Source organism: Pseudoduganella namucuonensis, from assembly GCF_900116645.1.
GTDB lineage: Bacteria > Pseudomonadota > Gammaproteobacteria > Burkholderiales > Burkholderiaceae_D > Rugamonas > Rugamonas namucuonensis.
Genome location: NZ_FPBO01000045.1, coordinates 1 through 22,263 on the forward strand (window position 1 = coordinate 1; position 22,263 = coordinate 22,263).

At 67.2% G+C, this 22,263-nt stretch carries 24 protein-coding genes; 13 read left to right on the plus strand and 11 right to left on the minus strand.

Annotation, left to right across the window (positions count from 1 at the left end; genetic code table 11):
- Nucleotides 1-49 precede the first annotated feature (49 nt).
- A complete protein-coding gene (gene sdhC / locus BM436_RS31130; RefSeq protein WP_093560139.1) occupies nt 50-460 on the minus strand; it encodes a succinate dehydrogenase, cytochrome b556 subunit in 411 nt (136 codons plus the stop codon).
- A 107-nt stretch (nt 461-567) separates the two neighbouring features.
- Between sdhC and BM436_RS31135 the strand changes: the two genes are divergently transcribed.
- Nucleotides 568-1,485: a LysR family transcriptional regulator gene (locus tag BM436_RS31135; RefSeq protein ID WP_093560141.1), complete on the plus strand. Its 918-nt coding sequence runs from the start codon at nt 568-570 to the stop codon at nt 1,483-1,485.
- Nucleotides 1,486-1,654: 169 nt separating this feature from the next.
- Nucleotides 1,655-2,428 (plus strand): flagellar brake protein, encoded by a 774-nt coding sequence (locus BM436_RS31140; RefSeq protein WP_177307673.1) that lies wholly within the window; start codon nt 1,655-1,657, stop codon nt 2,426-2,428.
- Nucleotides 2,429-2,433: 5 nt separating this feature from the next.
- Here the strand turns inward: BM436_RS31140 and BM436_RS31145 are convergent, their stop codons facing one another.
- The 4 genes from BM436_RS31145 to BM436_RS31160 form a co-directional block, all read right to left on the minus strand.
- Nucleotides 2,434-2,817: a response regulator gene (locus tag BM436_RS31145; protein ID WP_093560145.1), complete on the minus strand. Its 384-nt coding sequence runs from the start codon at nt 2,815-2,817 to the stop codon at nt 2,434-2,436.
- A 24-nt stretch (nt 2,818-2,841) separates the two neighbouring features.
- Nucleotides 2,842-4,296, minus strand: coding sequence for an ATPase domain-containing protein (locus BM436_RS31150; RefSeq protein ID WP_093560147.1), 1,455 nt, complete (start codon nt 4,294-4,296; stop codon nt 2,842-2,844).
- A 145-nt stretch (nt 4,297-4,441) separates the two neighbouring features.
- Nucleotides 4,442-5,548: a 4-oxalomesaconate tautomerase gene (locus BM436_RS31155; protein ID WP_093560149.1), complete on the minus strand. Its 1,107-nt coding sequence runs from the start codon at nt 5,546-5,548 to the stop codon at nt 4,442-4,444.
- 127 nt (nt 5,549-5,675) lie between these two features.
- Nucleotides 5,676-6,593, minus strand: a complete 918-nt coding sequence (locus BM436_RS31160; protein ID WP_093560151.1) for a LysR family transcriptional regulator — start codon at nt 6,591-6,593, stop codon at nt 5,676-5,678.
- A gap of 106 nt (nt 6,594-6,699) precedes the next feature.
- Here BM436_RS31160 and BM436_RS31165 point away from each other — a divergent pair, with 106 nt between their 5' ends.
- From BM436_RS31165 to BM436_RS31215, 11 genes are all read left to right on the plus strand, one after another.
- Entirely contained in the window at nt 6,700-7,563 is an 864-nt protein-coding gene (locus BM436_RS31165; RefSeq protein WP_093560153.1) for an HTD2 family dehydratase, read from the plus strand.
- Nucleotides 7,560-8,741 carry a CaiB/BaiF CoA transferase family protein gene (locus tag BM436_RS31170; protein WP_093560155.1) on the plus strand — a complete coding sequence of 394 codons (1,182 nt, stop codon included), beginning with the start codon at nt 7,560-7,562 and terminating at the stop codon, nt 8,739-8,741. The genes BM436_RS31165 and BM436_RS31170 overlap by 4 nt, the downstream gene beginning before the upstream one ends.
- Nucleotides 8,738-9,565, plus strand: a complete 828-nt coding sequence (locus BM436_RS31175; protein ID WP_093560157.1) for an HpcH/HpaI aldolase/citrate lyase family protein — start codon at nt 8,738-8,740, stop codon at nt 9,563-9,565. The genes BM436_RS31170 and BM436_RS31175 overlap by 4 nt, the downstream gene beginning before the upstream one ends.
- A 40-nt stretch (nt 9,566-9,605) precedes the next feature.
- The gene (pcaB, locus tag BM436_RS31180) at nt 9,606-10,970 is read left to right on the plus strand and encodes a 3-carboxy-cis,cis-muconate cycloisomerase (RefSeq protein WP_093560159.1); all 1,365 of its coding nucleotides are present in this window, start codon (nt 9,606-9,608) and stop codon (nt 10,968-10,970) included.
- A gap of 88 nt (nt 10,971-11,058) precedes the next feature.
- Nucleotides 11,059-12,054 (plus strand): porin, encoded by a 996-nt coding sequence (locus BM436_RS31185; protein WP_093560161.1) that lies wholly within the window; start codon nt 11,059-11,061, stop codon nt 12,052-12,054.
- 115 nt (nt 12,055-12,169) lie between these two features.
- Nucleotides 12,170-13,156, plus strand: coding sequence for a tripartite tricarboxylate transporter substrate binding protein (locus tag BM436_RS31190; RefSeq protein ID WP_093560163.1), 987 nt, complete (start codon nt 12,170-12,172; stop codon nt 13,154-13,156).
- Nucleotides 13,157-13,230: 74 nt separating this feature from the next.
- Nucleotides 13,231-13,692 (plus strand): tripartite tricarboxylate transporter TctB family protein, encoded by a 462-nt coding sequence (locus tag BM436_RS31195; RefSeq protein WP_093560165.1) that lies wholly within the window; start codon nt 13,231-13,233, stop codon nt 13,690-13,692.
- A 12-nt stretch (nt 13,693-13,704) separates the two neighbouring features.
- Nucleotides 13,705-15,204 carry a tripartite tricarboxylate transporter permease gene (locus tag BM436_RS31200; RefSeq protein WP_093560167.1) on the plus strand — a complete coding sequence of 500 codons (1,500 nt, stop codon included), beginning with the start codon at nt 13,705-13,707 and terminating at the stop codon, nt 15,202-15,204.
- 72 nt (nt 15,205-15,276) lie between these two features.
- On the plus strand, nt 15,277-15,717 hold the full coding sequence (locus tag BM436_RS31205; RefSeq protein ID WP_093560169.1) for an FKBP-type peptidyl-prolyl cis-trans isomerase: 441 nt from the start codon (nt 15,277-15,279) through the stop codon (nt 15,715-15,717).
- 125 nt (nt 15,718-15,842) lie between these two features.
- A complete protein-coding gene (locus BM436_RS31210; protein WP_093560171.1) occupies nt 15,843-16,448 on the plus strand; it encodes a type IV toxin-antitoxin system AbiEi family antitoxin domain-containing protein in 606 nt (201 codons plus the stop codon).
- Nucleotides 16,445-16,855 carry a hypothetical protein gene (locus BM436_RS31215; protein ID WP_093560173.1) on the plus strand — a complete coding sequence of 137 codons (411 nt, stop codon included), beginning with the start codon at nt 16,445-16,447 and terminating at the stop codon, nt 16,853-16,855. Before BM436_RS31210 ends, BM436_RS31215 begins: the two co-directional genes overlap by 4 nt.
- Here BM436_RS31215 and BM436_RS31220 read toward each other — a convergent pair.
- From BM436_RS31220 to BM436_RS31245, 6 genes are all read right to left on the minus strand, one after another.
- On the minus strand, nt 16,842-17,639 hold the full coding sequence (locus BM436_RS31220) for an enoyl-CoA hydratase/isomerase family protein (protein WP_093560175.1): 798 nt from the start codon (nt 17,637-17,639) through the stop codon (nt 16,842-16,844). The two genes, BM436_RS31215 and BM436_RS31220, sit on opposite strands and share 14 nt — an antisense overlap.
- 5 nt (nt 17,640-17,644) lie before the next feature.
- Nucleotides 17,645-19,252, minus strand: a complete 1,608-nt coding sequence (locus tag BM436_RS38590) for a methyl-accepting chemotaxis protein (protein ID WP_177307675.1) — start codon at nt 19,250-19,252, stop codon at nt 17,645-17,647.
- A 10-nt stretch (nt 19,253-19,262) separates the two neighbouring features.
- Complete coding sequence (locus BM436_RS31230; protein WP_093560187.1) at nt 19,263-19,880, minus strand: glutathione S-transferase family protein; 618 nt, start codon at nt 19,878-19,880, stop codon at nt 19,263-19,265.
- A 13-nt stretch (nt 19,881-19,893) separates the two neighbouring features.
- Nucleotides 19,894-20,652: an SDR family NAD(P)-dependent oxidoreductase gene (locus BM436_RS31235; RefSeq protein WP_093560189.1), complete on the minus strand. Its 759-nt coding sequence runs from the start codon at nt 20,650-20,652 to the stop codon at nt 19,894-19,896.
- A gap of 66 nt (nt 20,653-20,718) precedes the next feature.
- Nucleotides 20,719-21,489, minus strand: coding sequence for a ThuA domain-containing protein (locus tag BM436_RS31240; protein ID WP_093560191.1), 771 nt, complete (start codon nt 21,487-21,489; stop codon nt 20,719-20,721).
- Nucleotides 21,490-21,546: 57 nt separating this feature from the next.
- Entirely contained in the window at nt 21,547-22,263 is a 717-nt protein-coding gene (locus BM436_RS31245) for an SDR family oxidoreductase (protein WP_093560193.1), read from the minus strand.

A 22,263-nucleotide genomic window follows, 5' to 3' on the forward strand; every position in this document is an offset into this window, starting at 1 on the left:
CCGGCGCCGACGACCAGGCGCTTCGGTCCGATGTTATTGTTTGCCATTTTCAGAACACTCCAAACAGTTTCAATGCCACCAGCGCGGTCAGCGCCAGGCTGATCGCGAGCACGGTGGCGGCGCTTTTGCGGGCCGAATCCTTGTCCAGGCCGATGTGGGTGTCCATCACCAGGTGGCGCACGCCGGCGGCGAAGTGCTGGAAATAGGCCCACACAAGCGCCAGGATCACCAGCTTGACCACGGGATGCGAGACGATGCCGCGGAAATGCTCGAAGGAGATCTCGGAGACGATGCTTTTCTCGAACAGATAGAGGATCACCGGCAGCAGCGCGAACATCAGGAAGCCGCTGATGCGGTGCAGGATGGAGACGATGCCGGCCAGTGGCAGGCGGTAGTTGGATAGTTCCGTGATGTGGATATTACGGAACTCAGGCCGCTTTTTTTGTAGGGCATTTGACATGGGGATAACCTGAGCCTAGTCGTTGAGGGTATGTAATTATCCAGAAAGACAGCTATACTGTCCAATATATGGAACATCTTCGATCCATATTTAAAACAGATACCATCATGGAATTACGGCATTTACGTTACTTTGTCGCCGTCGCCGAAGAGGGCAATGTGACGCGGGCGGCGGAAAAACTGGGCATCGGCCAGCCGCCGTTGAGCCAGCAGATACTCGCCTTCGAGCGCGAATTGGGCGTCCAGCTGTTCCACCGCACCGGCCACGGCGTGGTGGCCACCGAGGCCGGACGGGTCTTGCTGGTGGACGCGAAACGCCTGCTGGAGGACGCGCAGCACGCCATCCTGAACGCGCAGCGCGCCGGCCGCGGCGAGACCGGCCACCTGAACCTCGGTTTCACCGCCTCCGCCGCCTTCCACCCCACCGTCCGCTCGCTGATCCGCGCCTACCGCGGCGCCTATCCGGGCGTCGGGCTCACGCTGTCCGAGGGCAGCACCGCGCAGCTGCTGGCCATGCTGGAGGAAGGCCGGATGGACCTCGCGTTCCTGCGGCCCGGCCGGCACTCGTTCGCCGGCATGACGCTGCACGAGGTCGCCGAGGAGGCGCTGAAGGCCGTGCTGCCGCGCCACCATCCGCTGGCCAAGCGCCGCCGCATTCCGCTGTCCGGCCTGTCGGAGGAATCCTTCGTGCTGATTCCCCGCGAGGCCAGCCCCATGCTGCACGACGAGATCGTGGGCGCCTGCCGGCAGGCCGGCTTCGAGCCGCTGGCCGGCCAGCAGGCGCCGCAGTTGTCGTCCGTCGTCAGCCTCGTCGCGGCCGGGTTCGGCGTGTCGCTGGTGCCCGCCTCGGTCAGCCAGTTCCACGCCGAGGGCGTGGCCTACGTCGAGATCCAGGACGCGAACGCCCGCAGCAAGCTGGCACTGGCGTCGCGGTTGGCCGACGGCTCCGCCAAAGTGAGCAACTTCCTCGCCATCGCCAGGCAGCAGTGGGGCGAGCCCGCCGCGCCCCACACCACCCCGATTTGACTGCCGGGTCCTTGATCGAAGGGTTTGACCGGCCGGCGCGGGATTTTCACCACAGCGCTTATTGAAAATTCACAAGCAATTGCCAATTGGCAATTACAACCAGCCAATAGCTTGTTAGACTATATGACTGAATATCTATATTGAAGTCATTCTTTCATTACTAAAAGATATGATACTAAACGATCCAAGCCACCTTCAGATCCGTAAGGGACCACCGCGGCCGCAGGACGCGATAGACCCCATCGCCTCCACGGCCAATCCGCACGACATGACGGACGTCGACGACATCGGCGACGCGCTGACCCTGCTGGCCTACAGCGGCGACGCGATCTCGATGTACGCGGCCGGCAGCCGCAAGGCGGTGCTGGGACGCATCCTGTCGGTCGATCCCGAGTTGCCGCACTTCGTGATGGAATTGAATGAAGGGGAAAAGCTGGCGCCCGGCAGCGTCACATTCGTGGCCTGGCTGCGCACGGCGAAGCTGCAATTCCGCCTGTCCGATCCGGCCTGGCGTTCTGCGCCCGGCAAGCCGACGCTGATACCGATGATCTTCCCGGACAAATGCGAGGTGCTGAACCGGCGCGCCGCGGAACGCCTGGAAACCCCGCTGGGCGCGAATTTCCGGGCATCGTTCGTATTGAACGGCAACCCCTATGAATTGCCGCTGTACGATTTCTCGCTGGGCGGGGTCGGCCTGCGTTGCGCGAAGAGCGAGGCCAAGGGCTTGTTCAGGGGCCGCAAACTGGTGGACGTGCGGCTGGAACTGGGGCCGGAAACGGTCATCGTCACGGAACTGGAAGTGCGCCTGTCGCGCTCCTACCGCTCCTTCCTGCTGGGCGAACAGCTCCATATCGGCTGCAAGTTCATCGACTTGCGGCCGGAAATGGAGAGCGAGATCGCCGCCCTGCTCGCGAAGATGAACAATGCCCCGCGCCGTTGCTGAGGCGATCAGCGCGGCGCGGCGAGGAGGCGCTTGATCTCGTCGACCAGCTGCTGCATGAAGACCGGCTTCTTGAAAAAACTGTCGTAGGGGATCTCCAGGTCCTTGCGCATGATCCCCGCGCTGCACAGGATGAAAGGGATGCCGCGCAAGCCGGGCGTGGCGCGCCATTCCAGGCATAGTTCGCCACCGTCCATCACCGGCATCATGAAATCCGACACCACGATGTCGGGCCGCTCCAGCGCCGCCGCCGCCAGCGCCTCCCGGCCGTTGCCGGCGGTGCGGACGCGAAAGCCGTGATACTCCAGCAGCATCGTATAGATCGACAACACGTCGAACTCGTCGTCGACCACCAGGACGAGTTGTCCCTCCCGCCCGGCGTTCGTATTCATGGCTTGATCGCTCGTCATCGCGCGTCACAGCGGGGTGGGCGGCACCACCGCGCCGCCGACCGCGGCCTCGATCGACATGCCGCTGTCATCGATGAGCAGGATGTGGTTGGCGGCGTCGTAACTGTTTTCGCGCAGCTTGAGCACGCCGATCTGGCGCCGGTTGATGCCGTTGACGTCGACATAGCGGAGCAGGATGATGTTTTCGAACAGCATCGACGCCGACATGTCGCCATGCAACTGGCCCCGTCCGAAGTAAGGCAATTCCTGCGTGAAGAACGTGGTGACGCCGCGGTTGCGCAACTCGTTGACGAAGGCGGCCAGGAAGGAGCGCGAGCGGCCCGCGTGCAGGATGATGTCGCGCAAGCCGTCCAGTCCGTCGACCATCAGCCGCGACACCTTGCGTTCCTCGATGTTGCGCAGCACGCGCTGGGCCAGGCCGTCGACCAGCACCTCCAGCGGCGGATGCCAGACCACCTGCAGCGCGCCGCTGTCATAGTAGGGTTGCAAATGGATGCCGACGCTGGCGGCCTTTTCGATCAGCCGGAGCGGCGACTCGTAGAAGCCCACGATCAGGCAGTTCTCGCCGCGCCGCAGGCCCTCGTGCATGAAGTGCAGGCCCATCAGTGTCTTGCCCACGCCGGGATTGCCCAGCAGCGCCGTGGTCGAGCCCCTCGCCACGCCGCCGTGCGTCAGTTGATCCCAGCCCGCGATGCCGAAGCCCAGGCGCTGGCGCGACACTTCCGGCGCGGCGCCGGAGGTCGAGCTGACCGCCTCCAGGCGCGGATAAATCACCAGTCCCTCCTCGGCGACCTCGAACACATGGCGGCCCAGCAGATGCTTGCTGCCGCGCAGCTTGTAGACCTTGATCTCGCGTATCAGCTGCAGCCCCTGCTCGTACTGGCTCAGTTCGATGTGGCCGTCGACCAGCGTGTTTTCCGAATCGGCCACGTTGCCCTCGGTGGGCGAGAGCAGGAAGGTGGTGCACTGCATGGTGGACACCAGCGAGTTCAGCGACAGCATGAACTCCGACAGCGCCAGGTCGGACGGCCTGGCGTCGCGCACGGTGCGGAAGCCGTCGATGATCATGATGTCCGGCCGTTGCTCGGCCAGCGTGGCGGCGATGAACTTGAGCAGTTCGCGCATGCCGCCCTTGAGCAGGTCCGGGTAGGCGCCGAGGAAGACGATGCGCTCGCCGACCAGGCTGTCGTCGAAGAACGAGAAGCTGCTCAGGTGGTTGAGCATCTTGCCGTGGGTCTCCGCGATCAGCGTCAGGATCAGGACCTTCTTGCCCTTGCGCGCGTGCTGGAAGCCGATCTGGCAGGCCAGCGTGGTCTTGCCGCTGCCGGCCAGGCCCTGGATCAGATACAGGCTGTGGGCCGGGAAGCCTCCGCCCAGGATCTCGTCCAGGCCGGAAACGCCGGTGCTCAGCAGGGGGATGCGCGCCGGAGCGCCGGCGCCGGGGGTGGGAATGGGGGTCATGTCGATCTCAGCAGAGGCGATGTTCGGGCACAAGGCGTTATTTGCGAAACAAGCCTCACAGTAATCGATTGCATTATACAAAAGCAAGCCGCGTTTACCGTGCTTCATGGCGTGGCCGCCGACCTCTCCTCATAAAATATCCGGGCTAGGCCGCGATCAGAAAGGGATCCGGCAGGCGCGCATACACCTGGCCGGAGAACAGCAGCCGCGCGGTGCGCACGATGCCGGCGCTGACGATGCTCGGCGCGCCTCCTCCCGCGCCCGGCTCGAACCGGACCGAGGTGGCGATCTTCCCGGCGGGATGCTCGATCGTGACGGCGCGCTCGGTCTCGCCCGGACCCGCCGCCGGCACCAGCTCCGCCGCCACGGTGCCGGGGATGCAGCACGCGGCGGCGACGCAGGTGGCGCCGGTGGCGGCGTGCGCGGCATGGCAATTCCACGGCACGAAATAGCGCGAACTCACGGTTCCGCCGAAACGCGGCGCGCCCAGCAGCGCCACCTTCGGCAGCACGCTGCCGCTCACGTCGCCCAAGCCCATCAGGCGCCCCGCCGCCAGCCGCAAGCGCTCCAGGCGCGCCAGCATCGCCTCGTCGCCATCGAGTTCGGCCTTGGACTCGTGCCCGGTCTTGCCGAGCGAGCGCGCCGCGATCAGCACCATCGGCGTCGTGAAATCGACGCAGGAGACGGCCACCCCGTCGATCAGGTCGACCGCCCTGCCGGTCGGCAGCAAGGCGCCGGTCTTCGAACCGGCCGCGTCCAGGAAATCGAGGCTGACGCCCGCACCGGTGCCGGGCACGCCATCGACCCGCACGTCGCCCTCATAGCTCACCCGCCCGTCCGGCGTCTGCACCACCGACTCGATCACCTTGCCCGTGTTGATATTGAAGATGCGCACGCGCGTCTCCGGATGCCGCGCCGGCACCAGGCCGCGCTCGATGGCGAACGGCGCCACGCCGGACAGCATGTTGCCGCAGTTCGGCCCGGTGTCGACCGTGTTTTCGGTCAGCGACACCTGCGCGAACAGGTATTCGACGTCGATACCCGGCCGGGTGGACCGTCCCACGACGACGGCCTTGCTGGTCAAGGTGCTGCCGCCGCCGATGCCGTCGATCTGGCGCGCGTCGGGCGAGCCCATCACCGCCAGCAGCGTCCGGTCGCGCAGGGCGGGATCGGACGGCAGGTCGCTGGCGAGGAAGAACGGGCCTTTGGAGGTGCCGCCCCGGATGAGCATGCAAGGGATCGAAGTGAGCATAATGGTTCCTAACGCGATGAGGTGGAAATGGCCCCCATCGTAGAGAAGCGCTCATCGGCTGTGAATTGCATTATTTGCCTACATTAATGCCCCAGGCGCATCAATAGAGCGATGCGCTGCGCCTTCGTTAAACGGGCACCTGGCCGCTGGCGCGCGGCCAGGTCGTCTCGATCAGATCGTACAATTTGCGCGCGGCCGGCGTCAGCTCGCGGCCGCGGCGCCGTAGCAAGCCCACATTGCGCTCCACCTCCGGTTCCACCAGCGCCACCATCGCCAGCGTGGCGTGCTCGCCCTGCGGCATGGACAGGCGCGGCACCACCGCCACGCCCAGCCCCGCCTCGACCAGCCCCAGCAGCGTGGAGACGTGCTTGGCCTCGAAGCACCAGCTCGGCCGCACGTTGGAGTTCGCCAGCGCCAGGTCGACCAGCAGCCGGTTGCCGCTGCTCTTGTCAACCGTCATGAAATCGTATTTCGCCAACTCCGCCCAGGCCACCTGTTTCAGGCCGGCGAGCGGATGGTCGCGATGGCAGGCCACCACGAAACGCTCCTTCAGGATCACCTGGAAGTCGATTTCGGGCTCCTGGGTGCCGATGATGTTGATGCCGAAGTCCGCCTCCCCGCGCGCCACGCTCTCCAGCGCGGCGTTGGCGCTGTCGTCCACGATGCGCACGCGGATGCGCGGGTACTGCTCGTGGAAGGTGCGCAGCACCTTGGGCAGGAAGTAATACACGGCCGACGGGACGCAGGCGATCACCACCTCGCCCAGCTGCGACGCGGCCACCGCCTGCATGCTCAGCAATGAATTCTCGAGGTCGTCCAGCAAGGTGCGCGCCTTGTGCGAGAAGTCGCGCCCCACCGCCGTCAGGCTGACGCTGCGGGTGGTGCGTTCGAACAGCCGCACGCCCAGCGCCAGCTCGAGTTTCTCCACGCGGCGGCTCAAGGCGGGCTGCGACAGGTGGATCGAATCGGCCGCCGCCCGGAAACTGTTCAGCTCGGCCACGGCCACGAAGGCGCGCAGATCGGCCAGATCGAAATTCATGTTCATGGCGCATCAATCCCAAGAAAATTTGCAATATACAAATCAATACGGTAGCGCGAAACTGTGTCCATTGCAAGCGGCCGGACAGCCGCACCACCAAAGGAGGAGAACGATGAATCTTGGAGATTGGATCGGCGCCAGCGAAACGGCGACCGACATCCTGACCGCCACGCCCTGCGCCGCGCTGGCCGCGACGCTGGACCGGCCCGCCGAGCGCCCGCCGGCCGGGACGGTCCTGCCGGCGCTGTGGCACTGGCTCTACTTCCTGCCGCTGTACCGCGAGTCCGAGGTGGGCGCGGACGGCCACGCGAAGCGCGGCGCCTTCCTGCCGCCGGTCGCCCTGCCGCGCCGCATGTGGGCCGGCAGCCAGTTCACCTTCCACGCGCCGCTGCGCATCGGCGACGAGGTGACACGCACCTCCACCATCGACAACGTGACGGAGAAGGAGGGCCGCACCGGCAAGCTGGTGTTCGTCAAGGTGCGCCACGAGCTGCGCCGCCGGGGGGAAGGCGACGCCGCGCTGACCGAATTCCACGACATCGTCTACCGCGAAGCGGCGTTGCCGGACGCGGTCGCGCCGGCCCCGGTCGCCGCGCCGGACGGCGCGCGCTGGGAACGCAAGGTCGTGCCCGACGACGTGCTGCTGTTCCGCTACTCCGCCCTCACCTTCAATGGCCACCGCATCCACTACGACCGCCGCTACGTGACGCAAGTCGAGGGCTATCCCGGCCTCGTGGTGCACGGCCCGCTGGTCGCCACCCTGCTGCTGGACCTGCTGCGCGAGCACATGCCCGACGCGGTCGTGGCCGGCTTCGAGTTCCGCGCCCTGCGGCCGGTGTTCGACATCCACCACTTCTTCGTTTGCGGCGAGCGGCTCGCCGACGGCCGGGTCCACCTGTGGGCCCGCGACCACGAGGGCTGGCTGACGATGGACGCCACCGCGACGCTGGCCGGCGCGGACCGGAGCGCGTCATGAGGCCGCTCGAAGGCGTCACCGTCGTCACCCTGGAGCACGCGATCGCCGCGCCGTTCGCCACCCGCCAACTGGCCGACCTGGGCGCGCGCGTCATCAAGGTCGAACGACCGGGCGTGGGCGACTTCGCGCGCGGATACGACGAGCGGGTGCGCGGCATGGCCTCGCATTTCGTGTGGACCAACCGTTCCAAGGAGAGCCTGACATTGGACGTCAAGCACCCCGAGGCGCAAACGATACTCAAGCGCCTGATCCTGGAACAGGCCGACGTCGTGGTGCAGAACCTGGCGCCGGGCGCCGCCGCGCGGCTGGGCTTGTCGTACGCCGCCCTGTCCGAGGCCAAGCCGGAGCTGATCGTGTGCGACATCTCGGGCTACGGCAACGACGGCCCCTACCGCGACAAGAAGGCCTACGACCTGTTGATCCAGAGCGAGGCGGGCTTCGTGTCCGTGACGGGCGGCGCCGACGAGCCGGCCAAGGCCGGTCCCTCGATCGCCGACATCTCGGCCGGCATGTACGCCTTCAGCAACATCCTGGCCGCGCTGCTGGAACGCGGCAAGACCGGGCGCGGCCGGCATATCGACATCTCGATGCTGGAGTCGCTGGTGGAGTGGACCAGCTATCCGCTGTACTACGCCTTCGACGGCGCCGCGCCGCCGCCGCGCACCGGCGCCAGCCACGCGACCATCTATCCCTACGGCCCCTTCCCCGCCGGCGACGGCAAGACCGTCATGCTGGGCCTGCAGAACGAACGCGAGTGGGCCCTGTTCTGCGACAAGGTGCTGCGCGCGCCCGGACTCGCCACCGATGCGCGTTTCGCCAGCAACCCGAAACGCAGCGCGGCACGGACCGAGTTGCGCGCCCTCATCGTCGATGCCTTCGCCGGCCTGACCGCGGCGCAGGTTGTGGAACGGCTGGACGAGGCCCAGATCGCCAACGCCAACGTCAACACCATGCACGACGTGTGGGCCCATCCGCAGTTGCGCGCGCGGGGCCGCTGGACCGAAGTGGACACCCCGGTGGGCGCCATCCCCGCGCTGCTGCCGCCCGGCTCCTGGGACGGGCGCCCGCCGCGCATGGACCCGGTGCCCGCGCTCGGGCAGCACACGGACTCGCTGCTGGCCGAACTCGGCTACGCGCCGGAACGGGTCGCCGAACTCCGCGGCGAGCAGGCAATATGAGCGCCGACATCGCGTTCATCCCGCGCAGCTATCTGTTCGTGCCGGGCGACCGGCCCGAGCGCTTCGGGAAAGCCTTCGGGGCCGGCGCCGACGCCGTCGTCGTCGACCTGGAGGACGCGGTGGCGCCGGACCGGAAGGACGCGGCGCGCGCGGCGCTCGCGGCCTGGCGCGCCGCCGGCCAGGAACGCGGCGGGCGGCTGGTGGTGCGCGTCAACGACGACGCCAGCCCGTGGTTCGCGGACGACCTGGACATGCTGCGCACGCTCGGCCCCTGCGAAGTGATGCTGCCCAAGGCCGAATCGGCGCGCCAGCTGGAGCGGCTGGCCGCCGCGCTGCCCGCCGGCACGGGCGTGATCGCCCTGATCGAATCGGCACGGGGCGTGCTCGCCGCGGAAGCCGTCGCCGCGGCCCCCGGCGTGGCGCGGCTCGCCTTCGGCACGCTCGACTACGCGCTCGACCTGGGCCTCGACGACGATCCGCGCGGCCTGCTGTATCCCGCCAGCCGCATCGCCCTCGCCTCGCGCGCGGCCGGGCTGCCGCCTCCGGTCGCCGGCGTCACGGCCGGGTTCAACGACGACGCCGCGCTGCGCGAGGATTTCGGCCTGGCCCGGGCCTGCGGCTTCGGCGCCAAATTGTGCGTCCACCCGCGCCAGGTCGCGCCCGTCCACGCGATGCTGGCGCCCAGCGCCGAACAACGCGACTGGGCGGCGCGCGTCGTCGCGGCGGCCGGGGCCGGCGGCGGCGCGGTCCAGGTCGACGGAAAAATGGTCGACCGCCCGGTGCTGGTCCGCGCCAACGCCATCCTGGCCCGCGGTCCCGCGTGACCGGCCCACGCAATCCCATCAACGAATCAGGAGACTCATCATGCCCGCGACCATAGTGGACTCGGCAATTTTCGGAAACATCTTCAGCACGGCCGCGATGCGGCAAATCTGGTCGGACGAGAACCGCACCCGGAAATACCTCGACATCGAGGCCGCGCTGGCCCGGGTGCAGGGGCGACTGGGCATCATCCCGCAGGAGGCGGCCGATGAAATCGTGCGCAACTGCGTGCTGGAGAAAATCGACATGGCCAGGCTGGCGGAGCAAACCCAGCGCATCGGCTACCCGATCCTGGGCGTGGTCTCGCAGATCAACGCCCTGTGCCGCGACAACCTGGGCGAGTACTGCCACTGGGGCGCGACCACGCAGGACATCACCGACACCGCCACCGTGCTGCAAATGCGCGAGGCGCTGGACCTGGTCGATTCTGAACTGGCCGCCATCTCGGCCGCGATGGCGTCCCTGGCCGAGCGCCATCGCGACACGCCGATGATCGGGCGCAGCAACCTGCAGCAAGCCGTGCCGATCACCTTCGGCTACAAGATCGCGGGATTGCTCAGCGCGATCGAACGCCACCGCGAGCGGCTGGCGCAGCTGCGTCCGCGGGTGCTGGTGGGCGAGTTCGCCGGCGCCTCGGGCACGCTCGCCTCGCTCGCCCACGGCGGCCTGGAAACGCAGGCCGGCCTGATGCGGGAACTGGGGCTGGGCCAGCCGGACATCGCCTGGCACACCATCCGCGACAACATCGCCGAGGCCGGTTGCTTCCTCGGCCTGGTCACCGGCACGCTCGGCAAGTTCTCGACCGACGTCAAGCTGATGATGCAGACCGAGGTGGGCGAGGTGTACGAGCCGTTCGCGCACGGGCGCGGCTCGAGCAGCACCATGCCGCAGAAACGCAATCCCATTTCGTCCTGCTACATCCATGCCTGCGTCAGCGTGGTGCGCCAGCACGTGGCCGCCCTGCTGGACGCCAACGTGGCCGACCACGAGCGCTCGACCGGCCCCTGGGAAATCGAATGGATCGTGCTGCCGGAGATGTTCTGCCTGGCCGCCGGCGCCCTGGCCCAATCGCGCTTCGTGCTCGAGGGCCTGGAGGTGGACCCGGCGCGGATGCGGGCCAATCTCGACCTGACCAACGGGCTGGTGGTGTCCGAAGCCGTGATGATGGGGCTGGGACCGTACCTCGGCCGGGAATACGCGCACGACCTGGTCTACGACATTTGCCGCGTCGCCATCAAGGAAAACCGTCCGCTGCTCGACCTGCTGGCCGAGAACCAGGAGATTTCCGCGCATCTGGACCGGTCCGCGCTGGCGTCCCTGTGCGACCCCGGCAACTACCTCGGCCTGTCCGGCGAAATGGTCGACGGGGTGCTGCGCGCCAGGGCCAAGCGCCTGCCCGCCGCCTGAACCAAGCCCACGCTGTTCCCCGCGCATTCCGCGTCCCGCCGAGTGCAAGGACGCGGTGCGCCCAAACAATTAGAAAGAGAGACACGAAATGAACAAATTCCTATTCGCGCTGGCATTGCCGGCCTTGTTTTCGGCGAGCGCGCTGGCGCAAACCAATGTCACGGTGTACGGCGTGGTGGACGCCGGCCTGGTGCGCGAGAGCGGCGCCCCGACCGGCCCGGTCACCAATCTCAGCAGCGGCATCGCCTCCGGCTCCCGCCTGGGTTTCAAAGGCAGGGAGGACCTCGGCGGCGGGATGGCGGCGGTGTTCCTGCTTGAAAACGGCTTCAACGCCGACACCGGCGCGGCGGGACAAAGCGGACTGCTGTTCGGCCGCCAGGCCTTCGTCGGCCTCACCGGGCGGCTGGGCGCGCTCACCCTCGGGCGCCAGTATTCGCCGTACTACAAGACGCTGCGCGACGTCGGCGACCCGTTCGGCGCCGTCAGCCTGGCCGGCCGCGCCGGCAATCTACTGGCAACCAACACCCGCACCGACAACATGGTGGAGTACGTCAGTCCCGCGTTCGGCGGCGTGCGCGCCGACCTCGCCTACGGCGCCGGCGAGACGGCCGGCGACAGCGCCAGGAACCGGTCGCTGAGCGGGTCGCTGGGCTACACGGGCGGGCCGCTGGGCGTGCAGCTGGCCTACCATCGCATCGACAACGCGACGGCGACCGACGCCACCAGCAACGCCCTGCTGGCGGCCAATTACAACGCCGGCTGGATCACCGCCTATCTCTCCTACGCGGTCAACAAGGGCCCCGGCACGGCCCGCGGCGACGACATGGTGGCCGGCGTGGCGCTGCCGGTGCGCACGGGCAAATTGCTCCTGTCCCACGTGCGCCACGACGACCGCGCCGCCGTGAACCGGGACGCGACCCAGTGGGGCATCGCCTACCTGCTTCCGCTGTCCAAGCGCACCGACGTCTACGCCGCCTACGCCGCGATCGACAACCGCAACGGCGCCGCCTACAAGGTCGGCAACGCCACCGACAGGGGCACGGGGGACAGGGCCTTCAATCTCGGCGTCCGGCACAATTTCTAGCAAAGTCCGTCCGACCGCAACCCATGCGCAAGGCGCATCAATCACAAAGAAAATTGCAATTCACAAATCAATACGGTTGCGAGAGACTGCAACCATTCATAATCAGGAGACTGAAATGCCCACTACCCCAACCACCCAATTGCTACGTCTAGCCACGGCCGCGGCCGCGCTGGCCGCCGTGTCTTTCGGCGCCATGGCGCAAGACTATCCAAAACGCGCGATCACCCTGATCGTGCCCTACGCGGCCGGCGGCGGCACCGACAACGTGGCGCGCGCCCTGGCGAAGGGCATGTCGGACAGCCTGAAGCAGGCCGTGGTCGTCGACAACCGCGGCGGCGGCGGCGGCGCCATCGGCTCCAAGCTGGCGGCCAAGTCCGACCCGGACGGCTACACGCTGCTGTTTGTCAGTTCGTCGTTCGTGACTCACGCGGCCACCGAGGCGAAACAGTCCTACGACGTGGTGAAGGACTACGCGCCCATCGCCATGATCGGCCGGGCGCCGCTGATCCTGGTGTCGCACAAGAGCGTGGCCGCGAAGACGGTGCCGCAACTGATCGACGCGGCCAAGAAGCGCCCGGACGGCATCAACTTCGCCTCCTCCGGCCCCGGCACCGTGCTGCACCTGGCCGGGGAACTGTTCAAGCTGCGCACCGGGGCGAACATGACGCACGTGGCGTACAAGGGCAGCGGCCCGGCGACGGCGGACCTGCTCGCCGGCCGCACGCAGATCTTCTTCACGACGGTTCCCGCGATGGCGCAGCACGTCAAGAGCGGCGCCGTCGATTTGCTGGCCGTGACCGGCGAGCGGCGCTCCCATCTCTTCCCCGAGATCCCCACGGTGGCGGAAAGCGGCGTCCCGAACTACAACATCACCACCTGGTGGGGCGTGCTCGCCCCCGCCAAGACGCCGCAGCCCATCATCGACAAGCTCAACAAGGTCGTCAACGAGATCGCCTCGGGCGAGGCCATGCGGGCCCGCCTGATCAGCGAAGGCGCCACGCCGCACTCCGGCACGCCGGCGCAGTTCGGCACGCTGCTGGGCAACGAACTGGCGCTGTGGCAGGAAGTCGCCAAGGCCTCCAACCTCAAGGGCGTCCACTAGGCGCCGATCCCCGCGCATGGCTGAGCCAGCCATGCCGCGCGACCTCCCGTTAAAAAAAGAAAAGGAAGCACACGATGCGATCATTCATTCGCAGCCCGAAGGATTTCTGGTCGGGGATCATGTTCCTCGCCATCGGCCTCGCCACCGTGGTCATCGCCCGCGACTACCCCATGGGCGACGCCGGCCGGATGGGGCCGGGTTATTTCCCCACCGTGCTGGGGTGGCTGCTGGCCGCCATCAGCGCCATCACCCTGATCGGTTCGCTCAGCGCGCGCGGCGCGCCGATGGAACGGTTCGCCTACAAGGACATGCTGCTGATCTTGGGCTCGGTCCTGCTGTTCGGCCTGCTGGTGCGGGGCGCCGGCCTGGCCTGCGCGATTCCGGCGCTGGTCATCGTCAGCGCGCGCGCCAGCGCCAAATTCCGCTGGGGGCCGGCGATCGCCCTGGCCATAGGCTCGGCCGTGTTTTGCGTGCTGCTGTTCGTGAAGGCCCTGGGCCTGCCGCTGCCCATCGTCGGCCCGTGGCTCGGCGCGTGAGGGGAGGACGACATGGAAGTGCTTAGCAACCTCGGTCTCGGTTTCGAGACCGCCCTCACCCTCGGCAACCTGCTGTACTGCCTGATCGGCGTGTTCGTCGGCACCGCCGTGGGCGTGCTGCCGGGCCTCGGCCCGACCGCCACCATCGCGATGCTGCTGCCGGTGACCTTCGGTCTGCCGCCGGTGTCGTCGCTGATCATGCTGTCCGGGATCTACTACGGCGCCCAGTACGGCGGCTCCACCACGGCCATCCTGGTCAACCTGCCCGGCGAGGCGTCGTCGGTGGTCACCGCGCTGGACGGCTACAAGATGGCCCGCAACGGCCAGGCCGGCCGCGCGCTGGCGACCGCCGCGATCGCGTCGTTCTTCGCCGGCACGGTGTCCACCTTCCTGCTGGCGTGGTTCGCCCCGCCGCTGGCCGAACTCGCGCTCCGGTTCGGCCCGGCCGAGTATTTTTCGCTGATGACGCTGGGCCTGGTGGCGTCCATCGTGCTGGCCCACGGTTCCCTGGTCAAGGCCATCGGCATGGTGGTGGTCGGGCTGATCCTCGGCCTGGTCGGCACCGACGTCAACTCCGGCACGCCGCGCTACACCTTCGACCTGCCGCCGCTGGCCGACGGCATCAACTTCGTCATCGTGGCGATGGGGATGTTCGGACTGGGCGAAATCGTGCGCAACCTGGAGCACGAGGCCACCCGCACCATGACGATCAAGAAGATCGAGGGCCTGTTCCCGACCCGGGAGGACTTGCGGCGCATGGTGGCGCCCATCCTGCGCGGGACAGGGCTGGGCGCCGTGCTCGGCATCCTTCCCGGCGGCGGCGCGATGCTGTCCTCGTTCGCCGCCTACTCGATCGAGAAAAAGGTGTCGCCCAACAAGGCGCAATTCGGGCATGGCGCGATCGAGGGGGTGGCGGCGCCCGAGGCGGCCAACAACGCCGGCGCGCAGACCTCGTTCATCCCGATGCTGACGCTCGGCATCCCGTCCAACCCGGTGATGGCGCTGATGATAGGCGCGATGATCATCCAGGGCATACAGCCCGGACCGGCCGTGATGACGGAGCAGCCGGCGCTGTTCTGGGGCATCATCGCCTCCATGTGGATCGGCAACTTCTTCCTCATCGTGCTGAACCTGCCGATGATCGGGCTGTGGGTGCGCATGATCATGGTGCCCTACCACTTCCTGTATCCGGCCATCCTGCTGTTCTGCACCATCGGCGTGCTGAGCCTGAACAACAGCGACTTCGACATCCACCTGATGGCCTTGTTCGGCCTGTTCGGCTACATCTGCGCCAAGCTCGAGTGCGAGCCCGCGCCGCTGATGCTGGGCTTCATCATCGGGCCGATGATGGAGGAGTACCTGCGCCGCGCGCTGCTGCTCTCGCGCAGCGACCCGATCGTGTTCTTCGAGCGCCCCATCAGCGCCACCATGCTGGCGATGGCGCTGACCGCGCTGGTGGCCGTCATGCTGCCGGCCTTGCGCAAGAAACGGGAAGAGGCGTTCGTGGAGTAGCCTGGCGGGCGATGTCGGTGCTTCTGATGTATGCTGCTGCGATTTTCCGCTCCCCCATCAAGAAAGCACAACATGAAACAACTGCTCGCCTCCAGCGCCCTGGCGCTGTCCCTGACGCTGACGCTGGCCGCCTGCGACCGCGCCAAAGCCCCTCCGGTGGCCGCGGCGCCCGCCGTGCCCTTCCAAAAGATCGATACCGTGGCCGGGACGGGCAAGGAGGCCGTGGCCGGCGGCACCGCCGTGGTCAACTACACCGGCTGGCTGTACGAGCCGGGCGCGCCCCAGCAGCATGGCAAGCAGTTCGATTCGTCGATCGGCCGCGGCCCGTTCTCCTTCCCGCTGGGCGCCGGCCAGGTCATCAAGGGCTGGGACGACGGCGTGCAAGGCATGAAGGTGGGCGGCAAGCGCACCCTGATCGTGCCGGCCGCGATGGGCTACGGCGACGGAGGCGCGGGCCCGATTCCGCCCAACGCCACCCTGATCTTCGAAGTGGAGTTGCTGGACGTCCGCTGAGGCGGCACCACAGTCCATCCAAGACTGATGGTCGCGCGGCGTCCAAGCATGCGTCGGGGCGCGGCTATGTTCCATTTTTTCGCGATATATTTGAAACTAACGAACAAATGGAACATACTAATGCAATGGAAATGGAAACCCACACGCAACGCATCATTGAACTGGCAAGACAGAACGGCATGCTACGGCCAAGCGACCTGGATGCCATAGGCGCTCCTCGCGTCGCGCTAACGCGCATGGCCGCCAATGGCTTGCTGCGGAAAATAGGCAGAGGAATCTACCACCTCCCGGACATCCCGCCGGATGAGCATGAAAGTCTGCTGATCATCGCGAAAAAAGTGCCGCAGGCGGTCTTTTGCCTGCTCAGCGCCCTTCAGTTCCACCAATTGACGACACAACTGCCGCGCAGGGTTTGGATTGCCATGCCGCGCGGCAGCCACACGCCGAGAATTGATTATCCACCGCTCAAGATGGTCCAGTTCAACATGGAGTCCTATACGGCGGGCATTGAAACCCGGGACTGCGGCAAGGTTACGATACGCGTCTACAGCGTGGCGAAGACAGTGGTGGATTGCTTCAAACACCGCAACATGATCGGGCTAGATGTAGCGCTGGAGGCGTTGCGGGACGCCCGTGCCAGTGGCCAGGCGAACATGGATGAACTTTGGCGCCTGGCAAAAATCTGCCGTGTGGCCAACGTGATGCGTCCCTATCTGGAATCCATCCAATGACCGCCAACGTGGCCGCGTCTGTGCGCGCCCGCCTGCTGAAGCTGGCCAAGGCGGAGCAGTCCGACTTCAACCAGATGCTGCCTTGTTGGGCATGGCTACGCTATCGAGGGCTGGCCAAAAATACCGCGCAGTTGTTCACGCTGTTTGACTTGGCCAACTTGCTGTTGGCCCGGCGCTTCATGATGCCTGACACCCAAGTTGCGTCTTCAGCGGCCCGGCCGTCACGCCCGGGCCGTATGCCCTGGATGGCCTTATCGATATTTCGTTGCCAAAAAAGACAGCCTCTTGCCCGTCTGCCCGATCCACTCCCTCGCCATCAGCTCATGGTCAACCTTGCGATTTGCCGCCCACGGCGGCAAACCCTTGCGATGTCCAACGCGGATGCGGATCCGATCAAGCACCGCTGAACACCGGCCGCCGCTTTTCAAAAAAGGCGTCCAGCCCCTCGGCGAAGTCCGCCGTCCCGGCGCAGGCGCAGAAGGCCTTGCGCTCGGCGTCGAGCTGGTCTTCGAACCGCGTGTCGAACGAGGCGTGGATCAGGCGCTTGATACGGCCGTAGGCATAGGAGGGCCCCGCCGCGAGGCGGCGCGCCAGCGTTTCGGTGGCGTCCTCCAGCCCATGGCGGGCAACGACCCGGTTGACGAGCCCCAGCCGCCTGGCCTCCTCGGCGCCGAACGACTCGGCCAGCAGCACCAGTTCGAGCGCCTTGCGCGTGCCGACCACGCGCGGCAGCGACCAGCTGCCGCCCGCGTCGGGACTGGCGCCGATGCGGGCGTAGGCCAGGTTGAACTGGGTGTCGTCGGCGGCGATGCACAAGTCGCAGGCGAGCGCGATGCTCACCCCCGCGCCGGCCACCGCGCCGTGGACGCTGGCGATGATCGGTTGCGGCAGCGCCGCCAGGCGCGTCAGCGCCACATTGAGCGGCTTGATGATGGCGTCCGCCGTGCAGACCGCGCGCGCCTTGTCCTGGTGAAAGCTCGCCAGGTCGCCGCCGGCCATGAAGGCGGCGCCCTCCCCGCTCACCACCACCACCCGCACATCCTGGCTATTGGCCAGTTCGAATGAGATGCGGCACAGGGACTTCGCCATTTCCTCGTCGATCGAATTCAGCGCCGCCGGACGATTGAAGCGGATGCGCGCGATGCCACCGTGGTTGGAATACAAAATCGGGCTGTTTGTGTTGTTGTCCATGCTCGCTACTCGCAAAGTTGATGGTGGGTGTCTCGTTCGGCCGCGGCGGGCGCCGCATCCCGCGCCCCGAGCCGGAACACGCGCACCAGCGTCACGAGTTCGCCGGCCTGCTCCTGCAGCGATTGGGCGGCCGCCGCGGTTTCCTGCACCAGCGCGGCGTTCTGCTGCGTCACCTGGTCCATGTCGCCGATGGCGCGGTTGACCCGCTCGATGCCGGCCGACTGTTCCTGGCTGGCCGCCGTGATGCTGCGCATGCAGTCGGTGACGCGCCGGATGCTGTCGACCACGCCTTGCATGGTCGACGCGGCCTCGCCGACCAGCCTGGTGCCGTCGTCGATCCGTTCGACCGAGTCGCCGGTCAGCGTCTTGATCTCCCTGGCGGCGGTGGCCGCGCGCTGCGCCAGGTTGCGCACCTCGGCGGCGACCACCGCGAAACCCCTGCCCTGCTCGCCGGCGCGCGCCGCCTCCACCGCTGCGTTCAGCGCGAGGATATTGGTCTGGAAGGCGATGCCGTCGATGACCGCGATGATGTCGATGACCCGCCGCGCGGAAGCGTCGATCGCGTCCATCGTGCCGATCACCCGCGCCACCGCTTCGCCGCCCTGGTTCGCCACCTCGGCGGCGGTGGCGGCCAGCGCGTTGGCCTCGAGCGCGCTGGCGGCGTTGTTCCTGACGGCGGCCGTCAGCGCCGCCATCGACGTGGCGGTTTCCTCCAGCGTGCCGGCCTGCGCCCGGGTCCGCAGCGACAGGTCGAGATTGCCGGCGGCGATTTTCTCCGAGCCGCCGGCGATGGTCTCCGTGCCCGCGCGAACCCGGCTCACCAGCCGGACCAGGCTGCCGTTCATGTCGCGCAAGGCGTCCATCATCTGGCTGGTCTCGTCGCGCGAGGACGATCCGGAAGCCGCTTCGATATCGGCGCCCAGGTCGCCATCGGCCACCCGCCGGGCGACGTTCGCGGCCGAACGCAGCGGCCGGGCGATGGCGCGCGAAATCACGAAGGCCAGCAGCAGTCCGAGCGCCAGCGATCCGGCCAGCATGGCGCCGATCGACAGGCGCGCCGCCGCGTAGCGCGCTTCGCCGTCGCGGCTGGCCTGGGCGGCGCCGTCGATGTCGAGCCGGACCACGGTATCGATCTGCCCATTCAATTCGTCCAGCAGGCGGGCGTAGTCGCCCCGGATCAGGATCAGGGCCGCGTCGCCCTGGTCCTTGGCCACCAGCGCCATCAATTTCTCGTGCTCGCCCATGAAGGCCTGGAAGGTGAGGGCCGAGGCCTTGAAGACCCTGATCTCCTCCGGCGTGGACATCAGGTCCCGGTATTGCTTCGCGGTGCCGCCCAGGCGGGTCAGAATGGCGCCGATGCGCGCCTGGTAGGCGTTCCTGGACGCCGGGTCGCGCGACAGCAGGTAGTTCAGCTCGGTCGCATGGAGGTCGCCCAGGTCCGCCTTCACTTCCAGCAGCGCGCGCAACTTCGGCATCCACAGCAGTCCCAGCTCCTTGGCGGTGCCGTTGACCGCGCCCAGCTGGCCGATCGAAAACACGCCCAGCGCGGTGGCGATGGCGAGCATGGCCGCGAAGGCGGCCAGCAGCTTGTTGGCGATGGAGAGGGTAGGCATACGCTTCATGTCAAGCGGTCGCCGCCGCGCCCGGACGCGAGGCCATCCGGGCATGCCAGGCGGCCAGGCGCCGGTTTTCCGGGTCCAGCGGCTGCCCCACCTGCGCGCCGAACTCGACGAAACAGAACAGCAGCAGGTCGGCCAGCGACAAGGTGTCCCCCGCGAGGTAGGCGCGCTCGCCCAGCTGCCGGTCCAGCCACGCCAGCCCTTCGCGCGCCGCCAGCTTCAGGTCGTCCGCCGCCTGCGGCAGGCAGCGCACCCGGTCTTTGAACAGCGGCAGGCCCTCGGCGCCGCGAAAACCCGCGGTCAGGGGCTGCGCCACCATCAGATCGACCCGCCGCGTCCACATGCGCGTGACGGCGCGGGCCCGCGCCGTCGCGCCGATCAGCGCCGGCTCGGGATGCGTTTCCTCGATCCATTCGCAGATCGCGAGCGTCTCGGCCAGCGCCGTGCCGTCGTCCAGTTCCAGCACCGGCGTGCCGCCGGCCGGATTGATGGAAAGGAAGGGCTGGCGCCGGTTCTCGCCGCCGATGATGTCGACCTCGACCTTCGGCAGCGACCATCCCTTTTCCGCGATGAACATATTGACCAGGCGTGGATTGGGCCCGATCGAGGTATGCAGCTTCATGGCGCGCTCCGGTTCAGAACTGCACGCGCTTGGTGTAGCCGCCGTCGATCACCAGGTTGGCGCCGGTGATGTAGGAAGCCGCCGGGCTCGCCAGGAACACCATGGCGCGCGCGACGTCCTCCGGCGCGCCGAAACGGCCCAGCGGCATCTCCGACAGCGTCTTGTTGTACAGATCCGGCACCGCGTCCTTGATCATCGCCCAGTTGCCGCCCGGGTAGGAGATCGGGCCGGGCGACAGCATGTTGACGCGAATGTTCTTGGGCGCCCACAGTTGCGACAGCTGTTTGCCGTACGTGATGATGGCGGACTTGATCGCGTTGAAGGCCTGCGGATAGATGAAGGTCTCCACCGCCGCCGTGCTCGACATCAGGATCACCGAGCCCGCGCCGGACGCTTCCAGGAAGGGCTCCAGCGTTTCGCAGCCGCGCACGGCGCCCAGCATGTCCAGCTTGTAGGTCAGGTCCCAGTCGGTGGTGCCCTGCGCGCCGGACGAGCTGGCGTTGTGGATGAACACGTCGCAGCCGCCGAGCTCTTCGGCCGCCTTCGCCAGCCAGGCCTGGTAGGCCGCGATGTCGTTCATGTCGAAGGCTTCGCCGAACACCTTGACGCCCGCCGCCTGCAACTGCGTCACCGTCTCGTCGACGCGCTTGGCGTCGCGCGAAAAGAAGGCGATGTCGCAGCCTTCCTGCGCGAACAGTTCAAGCGCCGCCCGTCCGATGCCGCGGCTGCCGCCGTTGATGATGACCTTTTTGCCACGTAAGCCCAGTTCCATGTTGCTCTCCTTGGTTATGTTGTATACGGTGTTTTTGCGATGCGGTTTGCGATAGTGCTGGCGACGCTATTTCGTGGATGTCTCGGCTTCCTTCGACCATGCGATGCCGCGCCGCAGGAGCTCGTAGTAGACCGGCAGCTCCCAGGCGCAGCGCTGCGTTTCCGGCCAGTGATCCATCAGCGGGCGCATGTCGTGGTGGCCGCGGCAATGGCCGAGCGTCAGGTACAGCACCGCCCCCTTGCCGATGGCGCGCAGGTAGAACACCGGATGCCGGCCCCTGGGCCAGGTCGAACGCGCGAAGCCCGTCGCCTCGCCTTCGAATTCGGCGTCGAGCAGCACCTGCAGGCCGGCGTGCGTGTCGGACAGGTACAACTCGTCGGTCACATCGAAGGGCTCGATGCCGCGCACCAGCGCATGGCCGGCGTCGGCCACCTCGACCCGGTAGGGTCCAATCGGCGGATGGGCGATGAACTGCGATCCCAGCGTTTCCATCAGGTGCGGCGCCCAGTTCGGCGAATCGACCAGGCCATTCGACAGAAAGCGCAGGATCGAACTGGTTCCGTGCAGGGCGTACCAGCGCCCGCCCCCCTCCACCCAGCCGCGCAGGGCTTCCTGCTGCTCCAGGCTGGGCACCACGTCGCAGGTGTAGGTGACGAGGAAGCTGGCGTTGCGGATGGCGTCGAGGTTGGCATAGTCCTCGAACACGCGGATCCGCACGTGGCTGTCCTCGGCGAGCAGCTTGAGCAGTTCAAGCCGCGCGAAATCGATATCGTGGTATTTTCCCGAGGCGATCAATACGCCGTCGATGGCGCCCGGGTGCTGCGGTGTTTCAGCCATGTCTGTCTCCAGGTTCGGCGTGGCCTGCGCGTGGCGGCCCGCCCATTCTTTTTTTACTCAGGCGCTCAAGCGCATCGAGGCGCCGTTGTCGACCACGAATTCGGCGCCGTTGACGAAGCGCGATTCATCCGACGCCAGGAACAGCACCATGTTGGCGACGTCGTCCGGGTGCCCAGCGCCGGGATAGTTCTCCCCCACCACCGCGACCACAAGCGGGGTCGCCATGACGCCGGGGAACACGGTGTTGCAGCGGATCGGGTAGCCCTTCTCGACGCAGTGCGCGGCCACCGACTGGCCGAGGGAGCGGATCGCGCCCTTCGCCGCCGCATAGGCCAGCACCTGGGGCGAGCCGCGCAGCGCCGTGATCGAGGCGATGTTGATGATCGCGCCGCCGTGCGCCTTCATGGCCTCGACCGCGTATTTGCAGCCGAGGAAGGTGCCTTCGGCGTGGATCGCGTTGACCAGCCGGTACTGTTCCAGCGTGGTGGTCTCGATGTCGGCGGGAATCACGATGCCGGCGTTGTTGACCAGCACATCGAGCCGGCCGTACTGCTCGCCCGCCATGTTGATCGCCCGCTGCCAGTCGGTTTCGCTGCTCACGTCATGGCGCACGAACACGCCGCCGCACTCCCGCGCCACTTGGCGTCCCGCTTCCTCGTTGATGTCGGTCACGACCACGCGCGCGCCCTCGCGGGCCAGCAGCAGCGCATCCGCCCTGCCCAGCCCCGATCCCGCGCCCGTGACCAGCGCCACTTTGCCATCGACCCGGCCCAT